The sequence below is a fragment of the Arthrobacter sp. DNA4 genome (assembly GCF_024362385.1).
Taxonomy (GTDB): Bacteria; Actinomycetota; Actinomycetes; order Actinomycetales; family Micrococcaceae; genus Arthrobacter.
Map to the genome: position 1 here is coordinate 3,239,590 of NZ_CP101466.1, position 15,510 is coordinate 3,255,099.

General features: G+C 63.8%; 18 protein-coding genes. 15 read left to right on the top strand and 3 right to left on the bottom strand.

Translation table 11 applies throughout. From position 1 onward, the window contains the following. The first annotated feature begins 25 nt into the window (after window positions 1-25). From NMQ03_RS14865 to NMQ03_RS14930, 14 genes are all read left to right on the top strand, one after another. Window positions 26-1,339 (top strand): CpaF family protein, encoded by a 1,314-nt coding sequence (locus NMQ03_RS14865; protein WP_255175628.1) that lies wholly within the window; start codon window positions 26-28, stop codon window positions 1,337-1,339. Then, window positions 1,340-1,606: a hypothetical protein gene (locus tag NMQ03_RS14870; protein WP_255172819.1), complete on the top strand. Its 267-nt coding sequence runs from the start codon at window positions 1,340-1,342 to the stop codon at window positions 1,604-1,606. A gap of 15 nt (window positions 1,607-1,621) precedes the next feature. After that, window positions 1,622-2,254 carry a type II secretion system F family protein gene (locus NMQ03_RS14875; protein WP_255172820.1) on the top strand — a complete coding sequence of 211 codons (633 nt, stop codon included), beginning with the start codon at window positions 1,622-1,624 and terminating at the stop codon, window positions 2,252-2,254. Window positions 2,255-2,303: 49 nt separating this feature from the next. Then, window positions 2,304-3,176 (top strand): type II secretion system F family protein, encoded by an 873-nt coding sequence (locus NMQ03_RS14880; protein ID WP_255172821.1) that lies wholly within the window; start codon window positions 2,304-2,306, stop codon window positions 3,174-3,176. An 8-nt stretch (window positions 3,177-3,184) separates the two neighbouring features. Continuing rightward, window positions 3,185-3,397 (top strand): Flp family type IVb pilin, encoded by a 213-nt coding sequence (locus tag NMQ03_RS14885; protein WP_255172822.1) that lies wholly within the window; start codon window positions 3,185-3,187, stop codon window positions 3,395-3,397. 263 nt (window positions 3,398-3,660) lie between these two features. After that, window positions 3,661-3,864, top strand: a complete 204-nt coding sequence (locus tag NMQ03_RS14890) for a Flp family type IVb pilin (RefSeq protein ID WP_255172823.1) — start codon at window positions 3,661-3,663, stop codon at window positions 3,862-3,864. Window positions 3,865-3,950: 86 nt separating this feature from the next. Beyond that, window positions 3,951-4,322 carry a TadE/TadG family type IV pilus assembly protein gene (locus NMQ03_RS14895; protein ID WP_255172824.1) on the top strand — a complete coding sequence of 124 codons (372 nt, stop codon included), beginning with the start codon at window positions 3,951-3,953 and terminating at the stop codon, window positions 4,320-4,322. Further along, complete coding sequence (locus NMQ03_RS14900; RefSeq protein WP_255172825.1) at window positions 4,310-5,359, top strand: TadE/TadG family type IV pilus assembly protein; 1,050 nt, start codon at window positions 4,310-4,312, stop codon at window positions 5,357-5,359. Before NMQ03_RS14895 ends, NMQ03_RS14900 begins: the two co-directional genes overlap by 13 nt. A 23-nt stretch (window positions 5,360-5,382) precedes the next feature. After that, entirely contained in the window at window positions 5,383-6,132 is a 750-nt protein-coding gene (locus tag NMQ03_RS14905) for a Flp pilus assembly protein CpaB (RefSeq protein ID WP_255172826.1), read from the top strand. Next, window positions 6,129-7,322, top strand: a complete 1,194-nt coding sequence (locus NMQ03_RS14910) for an AAA family ATPase (protein WP_255172827.1) — start codon at window positions 6,129-6,131, stop codon at window positions 7,320-7,322. Before NMQ03_RS14905 ends, NMQ03_RS14910 begins: the two co-directional genes overlap by 4 nt. Next, on the top strand, window positions 7,322-8,806 hold the full coding sequence (locus NMQ03_RS14915) for a CpaF family protein (RefSeq protein WP_255172828.1): 1,485 nt from the start codon (window positions 7,322-7,324) through the stop codon (window positions 8,804-8,806). The genes NMQ03_RS14910 and NMQ03_RS14915 overlap by 1 nt, the downstream gene beginning before the upstream one ends. A gap of 10 nt (window positions 8,807-8,816) precedes the next feature. After that, window positions 8,817-9,749 carry a type II secretion system F family protein gene (locus tag NMQ03_RS14920; protein ID WP_255172829.1) on the top strand — a complete coding sequence of 311 codons (933 nt, stop codon included), beginning with the start codon at window positions 8,817-8,819 and terminating at the stop codon, window positions 9,747-9,749. Window positions 9,750-9,756: 7 nt separating this feature from the next. Then, window positions 9,757-10,641, top strand: a complete 885-nt coding sequence (locus NMQ03_RS14925; RefSeq protein ID WP_255172830.1) for a type II secretion system F family protein — start codon at window positions 9,757-9,759, stop codon at window positions 10,639-10,641. Between the two features lie 94 nt (window positions 10,642-10,735). Beyond that, window positions 10,736-11,218 (top strand): Hpt domain-containing protein, encoded by a 483-nt coding sequence (locus NMQ03_RS14930; RefSeq protein WP_255172831.1) that lies wholly within the window; start codon window positions 10,736-10,738, stop codon window positions 11,216-11,218. 3 nt (window positions 11,219-11,221) lie between these two features. Here NMQ03_RS14930 and NMQ03_RS14935 read toward each other — a convergent pair whose 3' ends face one another. Then, window positions 11,222-11,998, bottom strand: a complete 777-nt coding sequence (locus NMQ03_RS14935) for a response regulator transcription factor (protein ID WP_255172832.1) — start codon at window positions 11,996-11,998, stop codon at window positions 11,222-11,224. 252 nt (window positions 11,999-12,250) lie between these two features. On the opposite strand from NMQ03_RS14935, the gene NMQ03_RS14940 reads away from it, so the two are divergent. Beyond that, a complete protein-coding gene (locus tag NMQ03_RS14940; protein WP_255172833.1) occupies window positions 12,251-13,918 on the top strand; it encodes a cell wall metabolism sensor histidine kinase WalK in 1,668 nt (555 codons plus the stop codon). Between the two features lie 76 nt (window positions 13,919-13,994). On the opposite strand, the gene NMQ03_RS14945 is transcribed toward NMQ03_RS14940, so the two are convergent. Both NMQ03_RS14945 and rplQ read right to left on the bottom strand, forming a co-directional pair. Continuing rightward, complete coding sequence (locus NMQ03_RS14945) at window positions 13,995-14,888, bottom strand: tRNA pseudouridine(38-40) synthase TruA (protein ID WP_255172834.1); 894 nt, start codon at window positions 14,886-14,888, stop codon at window positions 13,995-13,997. A 32-nt stretch (window positions 14,889-14,920) separates the two neighbouring features. Further along, window positions 14,921-15,490, bottom strand: coding sequence for a 50S ribosomal protein L17 (rplQ, locus tag NMQ03_RS14950; protein ID WP_255172835.1), 570 nt, complete (start codon window positions 15,488-15,490; stop codon window positions 14,921-14,923). Window positions 15,491-15,510 lie beyond the last annotated feature (20 nt).

A 15,510-nucleotide genomic window follows, 5' to 3' on the forward strand; every position in this document is an offset into this window, starting at 1 on the left:
GGCAGCAGAGCAAGCCCAAGCCCCGGTGACAGTGGAAGTTACCGGCGGGATTGCGAGCGAAGCGCTTACAGGCCTTAAGGAGCGTGCGAGCCAGGCACTATACGAAAGGCTTGGCTCCCGGATCACTGACTCATCCCTTGAGGAGACGGAACTCCATCAGTTTGTGAAAGATGAACTGAAGGCAGTCGTTGATGAGGAACAGGTCCCACTGTCACAAGGTGAGCGACAGCGACTCACGCGGGAGATCATCGACGATGTCCTGGGACACGGGCCGCTGCAGCGGTACCTGGATGACCCGTCAGTCACAGAAATCATGGTGAACAGGGCGGACCAGATTTATGTAGAGCGAAACGGCCACCTGTTCCTCACTGACACTAAGTTCAGTAATGAGGAGGCGCTGCGGAGGGTCATCGAACGGATTGTCACCCGAATTGGTCGGCGGATCGATGAATCCTCCCCGCTTGTGGATGCACGGCTGGCAGATGGATCGCGCGTGAACGCCATCATTCCCCCGTTGGCCGTCAACGGAGCGTCTCTGACTATTCGAAAGTTCGGACGTGAGGCGCTGACGGTACAAAAACTGATCAGCTTTGGAAGCCTGTCTCCGGAAATGGCCGAACTACTCCAGGCTTGTGTCCTGGCCCGGATGAACATCATCGTCTCCGGCGGTACCGGCACCGGTAAAACGACCATGCTGAATGTCCTTTCGTCCTTTATCCCTGCCACAGACCGCATTGTGACCATTGAGGACGCCGTGGAACTGCAGCTCCAGCAGGACCACGTGGTCAGGCTGGAAAGCCGGCCGGCGAACATTGAGGGCAAAGGTGAAGTGTCCATCCGTGACCTGGTCCGCAACTCCCTCCGCATGAGGCCGGACCGGATCGTGGTTGGTGAGGTCCGCGGGGGCGAATCTCTCGACATGCTGCAAGCGATGAACACGGGTCACGACGGTTCAATCTCGACCGTGCATGCTAACTCACCACGGGACGCGGTGGCCCGGCTGGAAACCCTCGTCCTGATGGCGGGGATGGACTTGCCCCTCAGGGCGATCCGGGAGCAGATCGCCTCAGCGGTCAACCTGATCGTGCATATCTCCCGGCTCCGCGACGGAACCCGCCGGGTTACTCACATAACTGAAGTGCAGGGCATGGAGGGCGACATCGTCACGCTTCAAGATGCTTTCGTCTTCGACTACTCTGCGGGCATTGACGCGAACGGCCGATTCCTTGGGAAACCTGTACCCACTGGAGTCCGGCCCCGCTTCACGGACAGATTCGAGGAACTGGGTATCAAAATCTCGCCTGCCGTTTTTGGCGCACAAGTGCCAAGGAGTCGATAGATGGAAATTCCAGAAGCCCCGGTCACGGTCTTGATCGCGGGAGTGCTGCTTATCTTCGCCTCGATCATTGTGACCTTCGTCGTCGTACTGAAACCCCGGCACGCGATCCCCCTATCACGCCGGCGTCCGGACGCGGCCGCAAGTACTTCCAGGCTGACCCTCCTCACCAATACGGCGGTTGGCGCCATCAACAAACGTATGAAAGGAAGAAATGACTTCCTCGTCAGCCGCGACAAGCTGGAACGGGCCGGACTAAAAACCCAGTAAGCCGACTTCCTGCTCATGATGGGCGCGGGCGCCCTGGTAAGCAGCGTATTCGGTTTTCTGCTTGGGGGGTTCTTCTTCGCAATCATTCTGTTCGCAGTTGTTCCCGCCGGAATTCTCGCCTATCTTTCGGTACTCACCGCAAGGCGCAAGAGCAAGTTCGACGAGCAACTGCCGGACACCTTGCAGATGCTGACGGGAAGCATGCGGGCTTACCACTCACTCTTACGGGCTATTGATGCGTCGGCACGGGAAAGCGACGCCCCTATGTCGGAAGAACTAAGCAGGATAGTCAACGAGACCCGGATCGGTCGTGATCTGGGGGAATCCATGACGGAAGTTTCTACCCGTACCGGCAGTGAAGACTTTGGGTGGATCTCACAAGCCATTGAAATCCACCGCGAAGTAGGCGGAGACCTGGCAGAAGTGCTTGACCATGTCGGGGAAACCATCCGCGATCGCAACCAGATACGCCGGCAGGTAAAAGCCCTAAGCGCCGAAGGAAAGATGTCGGCTGCCGTTCTCATGGGGCTGCCAGTGGTTTTGTTCTTCGCGTTGATTCTGATTAACGGTCAATACGCAAAGACGTTTACGGGCACAGTCCCAGGGTTCCTCATGCTGGGCGCAGCAGCTGTAATGCTCACTGCTTAAGCGGGTTCTGGCTCAGTAGCTGATCAAGCCAAAGTACTAGGAGCGCGACATGTCACCCATAGCACTCGGGGCGATTCTGGCCATCGTTCTACCCGTCTCATATCTGGTTTGGTCGGTAGCCGCTACGGACAGGGTTGCCATCCGGAACATACAGGCCAACCTGGGCCAGCGCGCCAGGAACGATGCCCCCCAAACCCTGTCGCTGGAATTCAGCGCCTTCACCCGCAAGGTCACGCCAGTCCGCTACGTCGCCTGGTTGGACAAACAGCTCGCTGCCCTGGGGCGCCCCAAAGAGTGGCCCCTCGAACGCCTCCTGGCCGTAAAACCGCTGCTGGCGCTCGGAGCCGGACTCCTCGGCCTGTTCCACTTCTTTGCCTCGCCGGAGCCGTCGCGCTTCGCGATCCTCCTTGCCGCTATAGCGTTTGGGTACTTCGCTCCTGACCTGCTGATACGCACTAATGCTGAGAAACGGAGAGACAAGATCCGGCAGGAGCTGCCGAACACACTTGACCAGATGCTGATCTCCGTTCAAGCGGGCCTCGGATTTGAGGCTGCGATGGCCCGTACGGCTCAAAACGGTACAGGCCCGTTAGCGGACGAAATGACACGAACGCTGCAGGACATGCAGGTGGGGCGTTCCCGCAAAGAAGCCTACTTGGCCATGTCCGACCGTGTTGACGTTCCGGACCTGCGCTCATTCATACGTGCCATTGTGCAAGCGGATGCATACGGAATCGCCATCGCAAAAGTTCTTAAAGTTCAGGCCCATGAAATGCGCATGAAGCGCCGCCAGAGGGCTGAGGAACACGCCATGAAGATACCGGTAAAGATTCTCTTTCCATTGATTTTCTTCATCTTTCCGACCCTCTTCATCATCCTGTTGGGGCCGTCAGTCATGAACATCATCGCTGCATTCTCCTAGGAGGAGATATGAAGAACCTGGTCACAGCCTTGTCCCTGGCCCGAAGCATAACAGAGCGGTTCAGGAGTGAAGAAGACGGGGCCACCGCCACCGAATATGCGATCACAGTGGGTCTCATTGCCATCGTGATTGTGGCCGGTGTGGGCCTATTTGGAATTTCGCTCAACGGCTACTTTGGCAACTTCACCACCGGGATCAAGACGGCGCTGGGTATTCCGTAAAAGAAGCGCCAGCGCCGCGACCCATGGCGCCCAAAGACCGGACCCCCTCGGCACCCAGAACCGAGGGGGTCCTTTTGTGTGTCCAGCCCTGACAGAAATCCATCAACAGCACAGGACAAACCCAGTAAAAGCGCAGGGAGAGTGCACTTCGTAAAGGCTTTGCCAAGGATGCTGCAAGTTCCGGTCAAGACCGCCAAAGCCGTTGCTAACTTCGTTTCAGCGCTGGTGCAGGGCCAGCCAATCCGTCTCGCTCAGGAGTCAAAATGCTTTCTCTCTACACCAACCTCATGATCCGCCTGCGCAGCGAAAAGGGCGCAACTGCCGTTGAATACGGCATCATGGTCGCCCTCATCGCGGTCGTCATCATCGTCGCGGTCAGCACGCTCGGAGGCCAGCTCGGCACCCTCTTCAGCGGCGTCACCAAGGACATTGCACACCCCACCTCCACCCCCATCCCCTCCCCGTAACACCCCCGCCAGCCGTTCCGGACCCCATATCGAAACGGCGGCACACTGCCAAGCAGAACCGAGCAATCCAAGAGGAGGTGCAGCTGGTGAAACGTGATTCGGAGCGCGGCGCGGCCGCCGTCGAATTCGCGATCCTGCTGCCCCTCCTCTTGATGCTTGTGCTGGGAACCATCGAATTTGGCCGGGCGTACAACGCCCAGATCACCCTGACCAACGCAGCCCGCGACGGGGTGCGCGTCATGGCGATCAACAACGATCCAGCCGCCGCCAAGACAGCAGCCCAGAACGCGGCGGCATCGGTCAGCACCATCCCCGTCTCAAACATCACGCTCAGCACCACCACGTGCAGCACAGGGAACCAGGTAACGCTGACCATCAACTACACGCTGTCCACCATCACCGGCATCGCCGGCCCGTTCCCGATGACAGGCAAAGGGGTAATGCTGTGCGGCGGCTAGGCAGGAACAAACGGACCGCACAGCACAGCGAGCGCGGCGCTATCAGCGTCATCGTCGCCATTCTGCTGGTGACCCTCCTTGGCTTCGTGGCCATCGCCGTCGACGTCGGCGTGATCTACTCGGAACGCGCCCAACTCCAAAACGGCGCGGACGCTTCCGCAATCGCAGTCGCCCAGAAGTGCGCGCGCAACCCAGCAGACGCCCTGTGTTCGACGACGTCCCCGCTCGCCGGCAGCCTGGCGAACCAAAACGCGCTGGACGGTATGAGCAACATCAACAACATCCAGTTGGACACAACGGCCAGGACAGTTTCGGTCACCACCGCATCCAAGCAAGAGGGAGCTCCGGACAATTCGGTCTCCCTCTTCTTTGCCGGAGTGCTGGGCATTCCCTCCAAAGAGGTTGGTGCAAAGGCGTCGGCTGTTTGGGGCAGCCCCAAAGCTGGCCGCACTGCATTTCCGCTTGCTTTTTCCATCTGCCAGGTCAAAGGATATGTCGACGGCGGGTTGCAGCTTCTCCAGGACCATGGCCAGAATGCCAATGCCTCCTGCAATTACGGCCCCTCAGGAGCGGCGGTATCCGGCGGCTACGGATGGCTGGTCCAGGACACCGGAAAGTGCGGCGGCACCATTGACCTGGCGGTGAGCGAGGGCGGCAGCGACCCGGGCAACAACGCGCCCGGCAACTGCGATGCCACGCTCAACGGCTGGGGGGCGGACATCGCAGCGGGCAAAAAGGTCATCGTGCTGCTCCCCGTCTTCAACAAGATCACCGGCACTGGATCGGGAGCGATCTACAGCCTGGTCTCCTTTGCAGCCTTCGACGTCACCGGCTGGAAGTTCAGCGGCGGCACAGGCCTGCCATATGAATTCCAAAGCACCAAGTCCACAACTACAGGGGTTACCACGGCTACCCAGTGCACCGGAAACTGCCGCGGCATAATCGGCAAGTTCGTCACCTACGTTTCCCTCGCCGACGGCTACACGCTGGGTCCCGTTGACCCCTATGGCGCCACCATCGTCCGTCCTACCCTCTAGCGCTACCCCCATCAGGAGAAAAAGTGAAGTCTCGCATGCTCGCAGGCACGGCCGCCGTAGCCCTGGCACTTGTGGGAGCCCTCCTCATAATCGTCTATGCAAACGGCGCCGATGCACGGGCGATGGCCAGCACAAACCCAAAAAAGGTGCTGGTCGTCCAAAAGGCCATACCCGCCGGAACGCCGGTGAATGACATGACGGCCTCGCTCGTCATTGAGGACGTTCCCGCAGCCGGTGTGGCTGCCACCGCGCTCACGTCACTCGATGGCAAGGGCGGAACAGTGGCTGCCGTAAACCTGGTCCCCGGCGAACAGCTCCTCGCAGAACGCCTCGTCGCGCCAGCAGATGCCAAGACGAGCGGCGCCCCAAAGGTACCCGCGGGACTCCAGGAAGTGACCTTCGAACTGGAACCAAAGATGGTTGTCGGTGGCCGTCTCGAAGCCGGGGACCATGTGGCCATTGGATTCAACTTTGCGAGCGGCGCGGACAAGAGCAAGCCCGGTGAGCCCACCACCCAGCTCTCTCTGCGCAAGGTTCTCGTCACAGCCGTCCAGCGGGCCGCACAACCAACTGCCAAGCCCACCGACGGCACAAACCCGCAGGACACCACCCTTCCCCAAGGATCCTTCATCGTGACCGTGGCAGTGAGTGACGTGGACGCCAGCAAAATCATCTTCACCACCATCAATGGCAGTCTCTGGCTTACCAAGGAACCCCTCGACGCGCAGGACAACGGCGGCTTCATCGCCAGGAAGGACACGGTGTACAAATGAGCCGTTTCGTCCTCCTCTCCCCCAGCGCCGAGTTCGACCAGAAGCTGCGCGCCGCCGTCGCCCACGGTCTTCGCGGCACCGTGCAGACCATCGCGAGTGACATCCTCCCGGCGGGCCCTGCGGAGCTGTTCGCCCTCCTCAACCAGGAGCAGCCGGAAGTGCTGATCATCGGCCCGGACGTCCCCTACGAGGAGGCGCTGCGGTTCGCCAAGGTCTTCGACGTCCAGCTCCCCGGCCTCAGCCTGGTCCTGGTCAGCGACGTGGACCCGGACTACCTCCTCTACGCCATGCGCGCCGGCATCCGCGACATCCTCAGCCCGCAGGCCGACGCCGCAGAAATCAGGGTGCTGCTGGAGCGCGCCTGCCAGTCCTTCGCCACCCGCCACCGCGGCCCGGAGACCCAGCAGGCAGAGAACGGCAGCGGCCTGGTCATCGGCGTCTTCTCCCCCAAAGGCGGCGTCGGCAAGACCACCCTGGCCACCAACATCGCCATCGGCCTGGGCCAGATCGCGCCCATGAGTGTGGTCATCGTGGACCTGGACTTGCAGTTCGGCGACGTCGCCTCCGGCCTCTACCTCAACCCGCAGCACACGGTCACGGACGCCGTCACCCCCGCCGCGGCCCAGGACTCCCTGGTCCTCAAGGCCTTCCTGACGGTCCACCCGGCCGGCATCTACGCGCTGTGCGCCCCGCCCAACCCGGTGGACGCGGACCACATCACCCCGGAACAGGTCAGCCACCTGCTGGAGCAGTTGGCCCAGGAGTTCCAGTACGTGGTCATCGACTCCGCCCCGGGCATGCCGGAAATCGGCCTTGCCGCCATGGAACAGTGCACCGACGTGGTCTGGGTCAGCGCCATGGACATCCCCAGCCTGCGCGGCCTCCGCTCCGGCCTGGAAGTCCTCCGCCAGCTGGACATCATGCCGGAATCCCGCCACGTGGTCCTGAACATGGCCGACGCCAAATCCGGCCTGAACGTCCGGGACGTCGAGTCCACCATCGGCGCGCCCGTGGACGTCAGCGTCCCCCGTTCCCGCGCCGTGGCCCTGTCCACCAACCGCGGCATCCCCGTCCTCCAGGAATCCAAGAAGGACCCGGCCGTCAAGAGCCTCCGCCAGCTGGTGGAGCGCTTCAACCCGGCATGGCGCACGCAGGCCCAGCGGAAACTTCACCGAAGGGTGGTCATCTGATGAAACTCTCTGAACGCATCAACGCGGTCCAGTCGCGCAACCAGGCGGCCGGGACCGCGCTGCTGGAGCCGCCCCGCCCGGCCCCCGCGCCTTCGCCGTCCCCCGCGGAAAGCACTGAGCGGCACCAGCCGGCGCACGCCGCCGTCGTGCATTCAACGCACGACGGCGGCACACCCTTGGTGCCCGCGGCACCCAGGGTGGACGTCTTCGCAGCCATGAAGGACAGGGCGGCCACTGCGCTTTTCGAGCAGATGGGAACGCGGTTCAACGACGGCGCCGTCACCGAGCAGGAACTGCGGAGCACCGCCAAGAAGGAACTCACCCGCATCGTGGACGCCGAGCAGGTGCCGCTGACACCGGAAGAGCGCACCCGCCTGGTCCAGGACGTTGCCGATGACGTGCTGGGTTACGGGCCCCTCCAGCGCCTCCTCGACGATCCCGCCGTCACCGAAATCATGGTCAACCGCATGGACCAGATCTATGTGGAGCGCAAGGGAAAGCTCACGCTTAGCGAATCCCGGTTCAGCTCCGAGGAGCACCTGCGCAAGGTCATCGAACGCATCGTGTCCAAGGTGGGCCGCCGCATCGACGAATCCTCCCCGCTGGTGGACGCCCGCCTGGAGGACGGCTCGCGCGTGAACGCAGTCATCCCGCCACTGGCCGTCGGGGGTTCCTCGCTGACCATCCGAAAGTTCAGCAAGACCCCGCTGACGGTCCGCAACCTCATCGACTTCGGCACGCTGACGCCGGAAATGGCCGAGCTGCTGAACGCGTGCGTCAAAGCCAAACTGAACATCATCGTCTCCGGCGGCACGGGCACGGGCAAGACCACGCTCCTTAACGTCCTGTCCTCCTTCCTGCCACATGACGAACGGATCGTCACCATCGAGGACGCCGTGGAACTCCAGATCCAGCAGGACCACGTGGTGCGGCTGGAAAGCCGGCCGCCCAACACCGAGGGCAAGGGCGAAGTCACCATCCGCGAGCTCCTCCGCAACTCCCTCCGCATGCGCCCTGACCGGATCGTGGTGGGTGAGGTCCGTGGCGGTGAATCGCTGGACATGCTCCAGGCCATGAACACCGGCCACGACGGCTCCCTCTCCACCGTGCACTCCAACTCGCCCCGTGACGCCGTGGCCCGCCTGGAAACCCTGGTGCTCATGGCCGGGATGGATCTGCCGCTGCGCGCGATCCGCGAACAGATCGCCTCCGCCGTTAACCTCATCGTCCAGATCTCCCGCCTCCGCGACGGCTCCCGCCGCATCACCCACGTCACGGAGGTCCAAGGCATGGAAGGCGACATCGTCACCCTCCAGGACGCCTTCGTGTTCGACTACTCGGCAGGCGTGGACGCACAGGGCAGGTTCCTTGGCAGGCCGGTGGCCACCGGCATCCGGCCCCGCTTTATTGACCGGTTCGAAGACCTCGGCATCCATGTGTCCCCCGCGGTGTTCGCCACCCCGCTGGGTCCAGGCGCGAAGTAGGGACGGGCCCATGATCATCGCCATCGGAAGCGTCATCCTCCTCGCAGCCATCTGCCTGCTGGGCGTGGCCGTGCTCCTGCCCAGCGCCCCCTCGGTGCCACTGGACCGCCGTCGCCCGTTTGAACCCGAGCCGCCCTCCTCGCTGACCCGCCTGGCACTTTCCGGCGTCAGGTCATTCGAACGCCTCCTCGCCGGCCGGAACGTCAAGCTGTTCTGCCGCGCGGAACTGGAAAACGCGGGCCTGAGGCTCAGCCAGGCCGAGTTCTTCCTGCTGGTGGGGATCGGCGCCTCCGTCGGCATGCTGGTGGGCCTGGTGACCGTGGGCCCCTTCATGGGACTGCTGCTCGCTCTGCTGGCACCGTTCGTGGGCAAACTGGTCCTCGGCTTCCTGGTAAGCAAGCGGCGCACCGCCTTCGACGGCCAGCTGGGCGACACGCTGCAGCTGCTCTCCGGCGGCCTGCGCGCGGGCCACAGCATCCTGCGCGCCATCGACGCCGCCGCGAACGAGTCGCAGAAGCCAACGTCCGAGGAGATGCGGCGGGTGATCACCGAGACCAGCCTCGGCCGCGACCTGCTCGCCGCCCTCAACGACACCGCCGACAGGATGAAGAACGAGGACTTCGTCTGGATCTCACAGGCCATCCAGATCAACCGCGAGGTGGGCGGCAACCTGGCCGAGGTGCTGGACCAGGTCAACGAGACCATCCGCGAGCGCGCGGAGATCAAGGGCCACATCAAGGCCCTGGCAGCGGAGGGCAAGTTCTCCGCCTACATCCTGATCGCCATGCCGTTTGGCATCGTGGCCATGTTGCTGGCAGTGAGCCCCAGCTATATGAATTCGATGTTCACCCATCCGCTGGGCTGGGTGATGATCGGTGCTTCCTTTGTCCTGATGACCATCGGTGCGCTGTGGATGCGCAAGATCATCGACCTGAAGTTCTGAGGACCCCATGAACCTCATCGTCCTGCTCTCCGTCCTGCTGGTCTGCCTCCCCCTGGGGGCCGTGGCCTGGTCCGTCCTCACCGTGGACAAGCAGGGCCGCGTCGCGGTCACCGACCTGCTCTCCCGTGGCGCCCCGCCCGTCGCAGCTGCACCCACCGGAGCGCCCGCACGGCTTGAAGCCCTGGGCCGGCGCCTCACTCCCCCGGCCTACGTCGCGTTCCTGGACCGCCTCTTGTCCCTCGCCGGCCGGCCCGCCTCCATGCCGCTGGGAAAGGTGCTGGGATTCAAACTCGCCCTCGGCCTGGTAAGCGTGGCCATGGGCGGCTACCTCGCGGGGATCGGAAGCAGCCCGCTGATGAAGCTCGCCGGGATCTTCGTCCTGTTCCTGGGCTACTTCATCCCGGACCTGCTCCTCTACAGCAAGGGGCAGGAGCGGCAGAAGGCGATGCAGCTCGAACTGGCCAACACGCTGGACCAGATGTTGATCTCCGTGGAGGCCGGGCTTGGCTTCGAAGGCGCCATGGCCCGGGCCGGTGAGAACGGCAAGGGCCCGCTGGCCGAGGAACTGGTCCGCACCCTGCAGGACATGCAGGTGGGACGCAGCCGCCGCGAGTCCTACATCGCGCTGGCGGAACGGACCAGCATCCCTGAACTGCGCAGCTTCGTGCAGGCCGTGGTCCAGGCCGACACGTACGGCATCGCGATCAGCCGGGTCCTTCGCGTCCAGGCCAAGGTTATGCGGGTAAAGCGCCGCCAGCGGGCCGAGGAAAAGGCCATGAAGCTGCCGGTCATGATCCTTTTCCCACTGTTGTTCTTTATCTTCCCGGTCCTCTTCATCGCCATCCTGGGACCGGCCGTGATCAACACCGTGATGACGTTCAGCGCACAATAAACGATACGCAGGGCGACGGCAAGGTTGCCTCAAGGTTTACACAGAATGATAAGAAATTGGACGCCGAAGGATTTCCAGGAAGTAGCCTTGAACAATGCAGAGTCAGGATCCCGGTTCCAGCGGAAAGAGCCCCGCTGTGGACTCCCCGCCGGTCGGGGTCTCGTCGCCTGCAGCCCCCGGCCCGGCCGCAGGGGCGTTCCCTTCACTGGAAGCGGCTGCGCTCTTGCCGCTCATTGATGCAGCGGTGCTGGAGGAGCTTGAGGACGAACTGGCCGGATCAGGGCTGGCCCAACGCTTTGCCCGTGACTACGCCGCCATGTGGGACCTGCGCCTGGCCCGGCTGGGAACAGCCGTGGAGAGCCAGGACGAGGCCTCTGCACTGGATGCCGTCATCAGCCTGAAGATCAGCTCCGCCATGGTGGGCGGACTCCGGTTGGCCAGGCTGGCGGAACTCCTCGAAGGCCTGATCCGGAAGGGCGACTTTGTCCGAGGCCAGGCCATGATGGCCGGCGTGGCCCAGGACGGGGCGCGGACGGTGTCCGAGCTGCAGTCGACCTACATCCTGGGAAAGGGCTGACCCTTAGGCGTCATCGGGGCGGCGGGGAGCCAACCGGTACCCCACCCCTCGGACCGTCTGCAGCCAGCGCGGTGACAGCTGGTCCTCCTTGAGCTTGCGCCGCAGGTTTCCCACGTGGACCTCCACCGCCCGTTCGTCAGCCTCGCTGATGTACGTGTCCCGGTCATAGAAATCGCCCCGCACCGCCCTCACCAGGTCAGCCCTGGTGCACACGGCCCCGCCGCCTTTCAGCAGCACATGCAGCAGGTCGAATTCACTGCGGGTCAGTCCCAGCGGCTCGCCCTTGACCTCCACGGTGCGTGTCCGGTGGTTCAGCAGGAGGCCGTTGTGCCGCAATACGCTGGAGTCACCGTGCATGGCAGGAACGGGTGCCTGTCCCAAGCTGGCCGGCGCCTCCCCGGTTATCTCATGCCGGGGCCTGCGCATCATTGCCGCGACCCGCGCCCGGAGTTCCCTTGGCCTGAAGGGCTTGGCGATGTAATCGTCCGCGCCTGTGTTCAGTGCAGAGAGCAGGTCCGGTTCCTCCGTCCGTCCCGTCAGCATCACCACATAGGCATTACTGAAATTCCGGATTCGCCGTAAAACCTCGAAACCGTCAATATCCGGCAGGCCGATATCCAGCGTTACAACGTTGGCCTGCTTGCTACGGACCACCTCAACCCCGGCCCGCCCATCTACAGCTGTATGCACTTCGAAGCCCGCCTGGGTCAGTACGCCTTCAAGGAGGTTGCGTACATCCGCATCATCTTCGATTACTACAGCTACACCAAGATCGTCCATTGCTATCCCTGCGCCAGGCGGAGATGGCCCCCCATTGGCCCAGCGCCAATGCCATTCCCGCTCCAACCATTTATACGCTACTAGTAAGCCCTGCTGATCACACCCGTATTCGTCGCAAAAATTGAAAAGTCAATTATTATGACAAGACGTGTGCACTATGGATGGGAAAGGGTAAGTACCGGGGTAAGGAAAGCAATTCAAAGACCCGGGCGGGGCCTGAAATCCAGTTGCGAAAGGGTATGAGTCAGAAACATGGCTGAGCCATTGTTCCACCGGGGGCCCGGCCGGATCTTCCGCCGGCTGGGGCCCCGCGCCCAGGTGGCGTTGTGCCAGCTCCCCCTGACCCTCGTAGTGCTGGTCCTTGCGGGGATCACCCCGTTCGCGTGGCCCTCCCTCCTGCACAGTCCGTTATACGGCGCAGGCCTGGCCCTCCACGGCATCCTGTTCCTTGCCTGCTTCCTGTTGCCCTGGGAGCGGTTGCCGCACAGGCCGTACCTGCTGATCCCGGTGCTGGACTTTGTGGCGATCGCCTTCCTGCGCAATGGCGCGGCACCCCTCCTGCCGGGCCTGGCCGTCCTGGTGGTCTTTCCGGTCATCTGGCTCTCCGCGTCCGGAATGCTGGCACGGAGCAGCCTGGTGCTCAGCTTCCTGGGACCGTTCTTCATCATGGCCCCCTCAGCCGTAGGCCACCTGCCCTCCGTCAACGCATCGGATCTCACCACGGTGGTCCTCTTCCCCGTGATGATGCTTGCTGTTTCGCTGGCCATCCGCTTCGCGAGCGTCAACCTGCGGCTGCAGCAGCGTGAACTGGCGGAGAAGGACCGCGAACTCCGGGACCTGCTGGCGGCAAGCCGGGAACGGGAAAAGCTGCTCGAAACCGTCCTGGACGCCACCGACGTCGGTATTGCCGCCGTCGACCGTTCCGGCCACTTCCTGGTGTCCAACAGCCGCCAGCGCAACTTCCGCCGCGCCACAGGCGCTGACGAGGCCGTCCCCGGCCAGGGGCACCAGCTCATCTTCGGCCAGGACCGTCGCACCTTGCTTCCACAGGACCGCAGGCCCATCAACCGGGCCATGGCCGGGGAATCCTTCGCCGACTACCTGGTCTGGGCCGGTGAAGGGCCGGAGCAGCGCGCCGTCTCCACGGCAGCACGTCCGCTTGTCAGCGAGGATGGCCGGTTCACCGGGGCGGTGGTGGTCTACACCGATGTGACCGGCTGGGTGGAGTCCGTGGCCGCGAACCAGGAACTGATCTCCAACGTCTCGCACGAGTTCAAGAACCCGCTGAACTCGATCATTGGCAACGTGGACCTGGTCCTGGATGAAGCGGACCTGCTGCCGCCGCCCCTGGCACAGCGGCTCCTGGTGGTCCAGCGGAACGCGGAGCGGCTGATGGATCTGGTGGCCGACCTGACGGCCTCCGCCACCACCACTTTGAATGTCCACCCCAAACGGACCGACCTGGCCAGCCTGGTGGAGACCAGCCTGAGTTCGGCTCTCGCCTCGGCACAGCGGTCCCACGTGGAGATCGCCGCCGATGTCCCCTCGCCCCTCTGGGCCTACGCCGACCCGCTCAGGATCGGGCAGGTCCTGGACAACCTGGTGTCCAACGCCATCAAGTACTCCCCCGGCGGCGGCAGGATCAGCATCAGCGCCACCGCGGACAGGCAGTGGGTGCGGCTGAGCGTCACGGACACCGGGATGGGCATGTCGCACGAAGATGCGGCAAAGGTTTTCAACCGCTTCTTCCGGACGGAAGCCGCCCAACAGGCGGCCATCCCCGGGGCGGGGCTCGGCCTGTCCATCACGCGGATGATCGTGGAGCGGCACGGCGGCAGCATCATGTGCGAGAGCGGCGAGGGCCAGGGCAGCACTTTTACGGTGACGCTCCCCGCGGAGGGCCCGCCTCCGGCGTTCTAGTGGGCCCACGCCCGCAGGGTTCCCTGGCCGAGCTTGCGAGGTTAGGGGGCGGGTGGGGATCAGGGTGCGGCCGGGGTCAGTGCTCGCGGACGGCCCTGGTTTGTTCGGCGCGGGTCAGCAGCTCGCTGTCGGAAGGGTATGCCACTTCCTCCAGCACCAGGGGATGCGGGGCTGCGAGGACAGACTTGGCATCCCGCTTCTGCAGCAGCAGCCGTTCGTACAGCCAGCCGGGTTCCTCCACGCCCTCCCCCACGTACAGGGCGGATCCGATCAGCGCGCGCACCATGTTGTGGCAGAACGCGTCGGCCTGGACGGTTGCCACGATGACGCCGTCCTCGCCGCGCCGGAACTCAAAGCGCTGCAGCTCCCGGATGGTGGTGGCCCCTTCGCGCGGCTTGCAGAAGGACAGGAAGTTCTGCAGGCCCAGCAGCCGGGAGGCGCCCTCGTTGAGCAGGTCCACGTCCAGCGGGTTCTTGTGCCACAGGGTGAAGTACCGCTCCAGCGGATCCCAGAGGGCGGGCCCGTCCGCGATCCGGTAGCTGTACCGCCGCCACAGCGCCGAGAAGCGGGCGTCAAAGCCGGCGGGTGCCGGCGAGATGTCGTGGACTTCCACCGCCCCGTGCAGGTCGCCGAGGGCGCGGTTCAGGGCGCCGCGGAGGCGGCGCAACATGGCGACGGCGGGATCGAGTTCGTGCCCGCGCGGCAGCCCCAGCCACTCGGCTTCGGTGAGGTCAAGGTGGACCACCTGGCCGCGGGCGTGCACGCCGGCGTCGGTGCGCCCCGCGACGGTGACCCGTACCTGGCGCCGGACCAGGAGCTCGATCGCTTCCTCCAGGACGCCCTGGACGGTCCGCAGCCCCGGCTGCAGCGCCCACCCGCTGAACGGGCCGCCGTCGTACGAAAGATCAAGCCGGATACGCAAAAACCCGCCGCCCCCTGGAACGGGGGCCGCGGGTTTTTGGTGGTTCACAGACCTAAGTCTATGCGAAGAGAATCAGCGAATTACTTCGCGTCCTTCTCCTCGGCAGCCGGAGCTTCAGCAGCCTCAGCGGCCGGAGCCTCTTCGGTTGCAGCTTCTTCAGCGGCGGGTGCCTCTTCGGTTGCAGCAGCTTCCTCAGCGGCCGGAGCCTCTTCAGCGGGAGCTTCCTCGGCAGCCGGAGCAGCCTTGGCAGCAGCCTGGGTAGCCTCGGCTACGACGGCCTGCTTGGCGGAAACCGGCTCGAGGACCAGTTCGATGACAGCCATGGGAGCGTTGTCGCCCTTGCGGTTGCCGATCTTGGTGATGCGGGTGTAGCCGCCGTCGCGGTTCTCCACAGCCTGCGCAATGTCGGTGAACAGCTCGTGGACGACGCCCTTGTTGCTGATCAGGCCGAGGACGCGGCGGCGGGAAGCCAGGTCGCCACGCTTGGCGAAGGTCACCAGGCGCTCTGCGTACGGCTTCAGGCGCTTGGCCTTGGTGACCGTGGTGGTGATCCGCTTGTGCTCGAACAGGGATGAGGCCAGGTTCGCGAGCATCAGACGCTCGTGAGCCGGGCCGCCGCCGAGGCGCGGACCCTTAGTGGGGGTAGGCATAATTGTTTCTCCTCATGTGG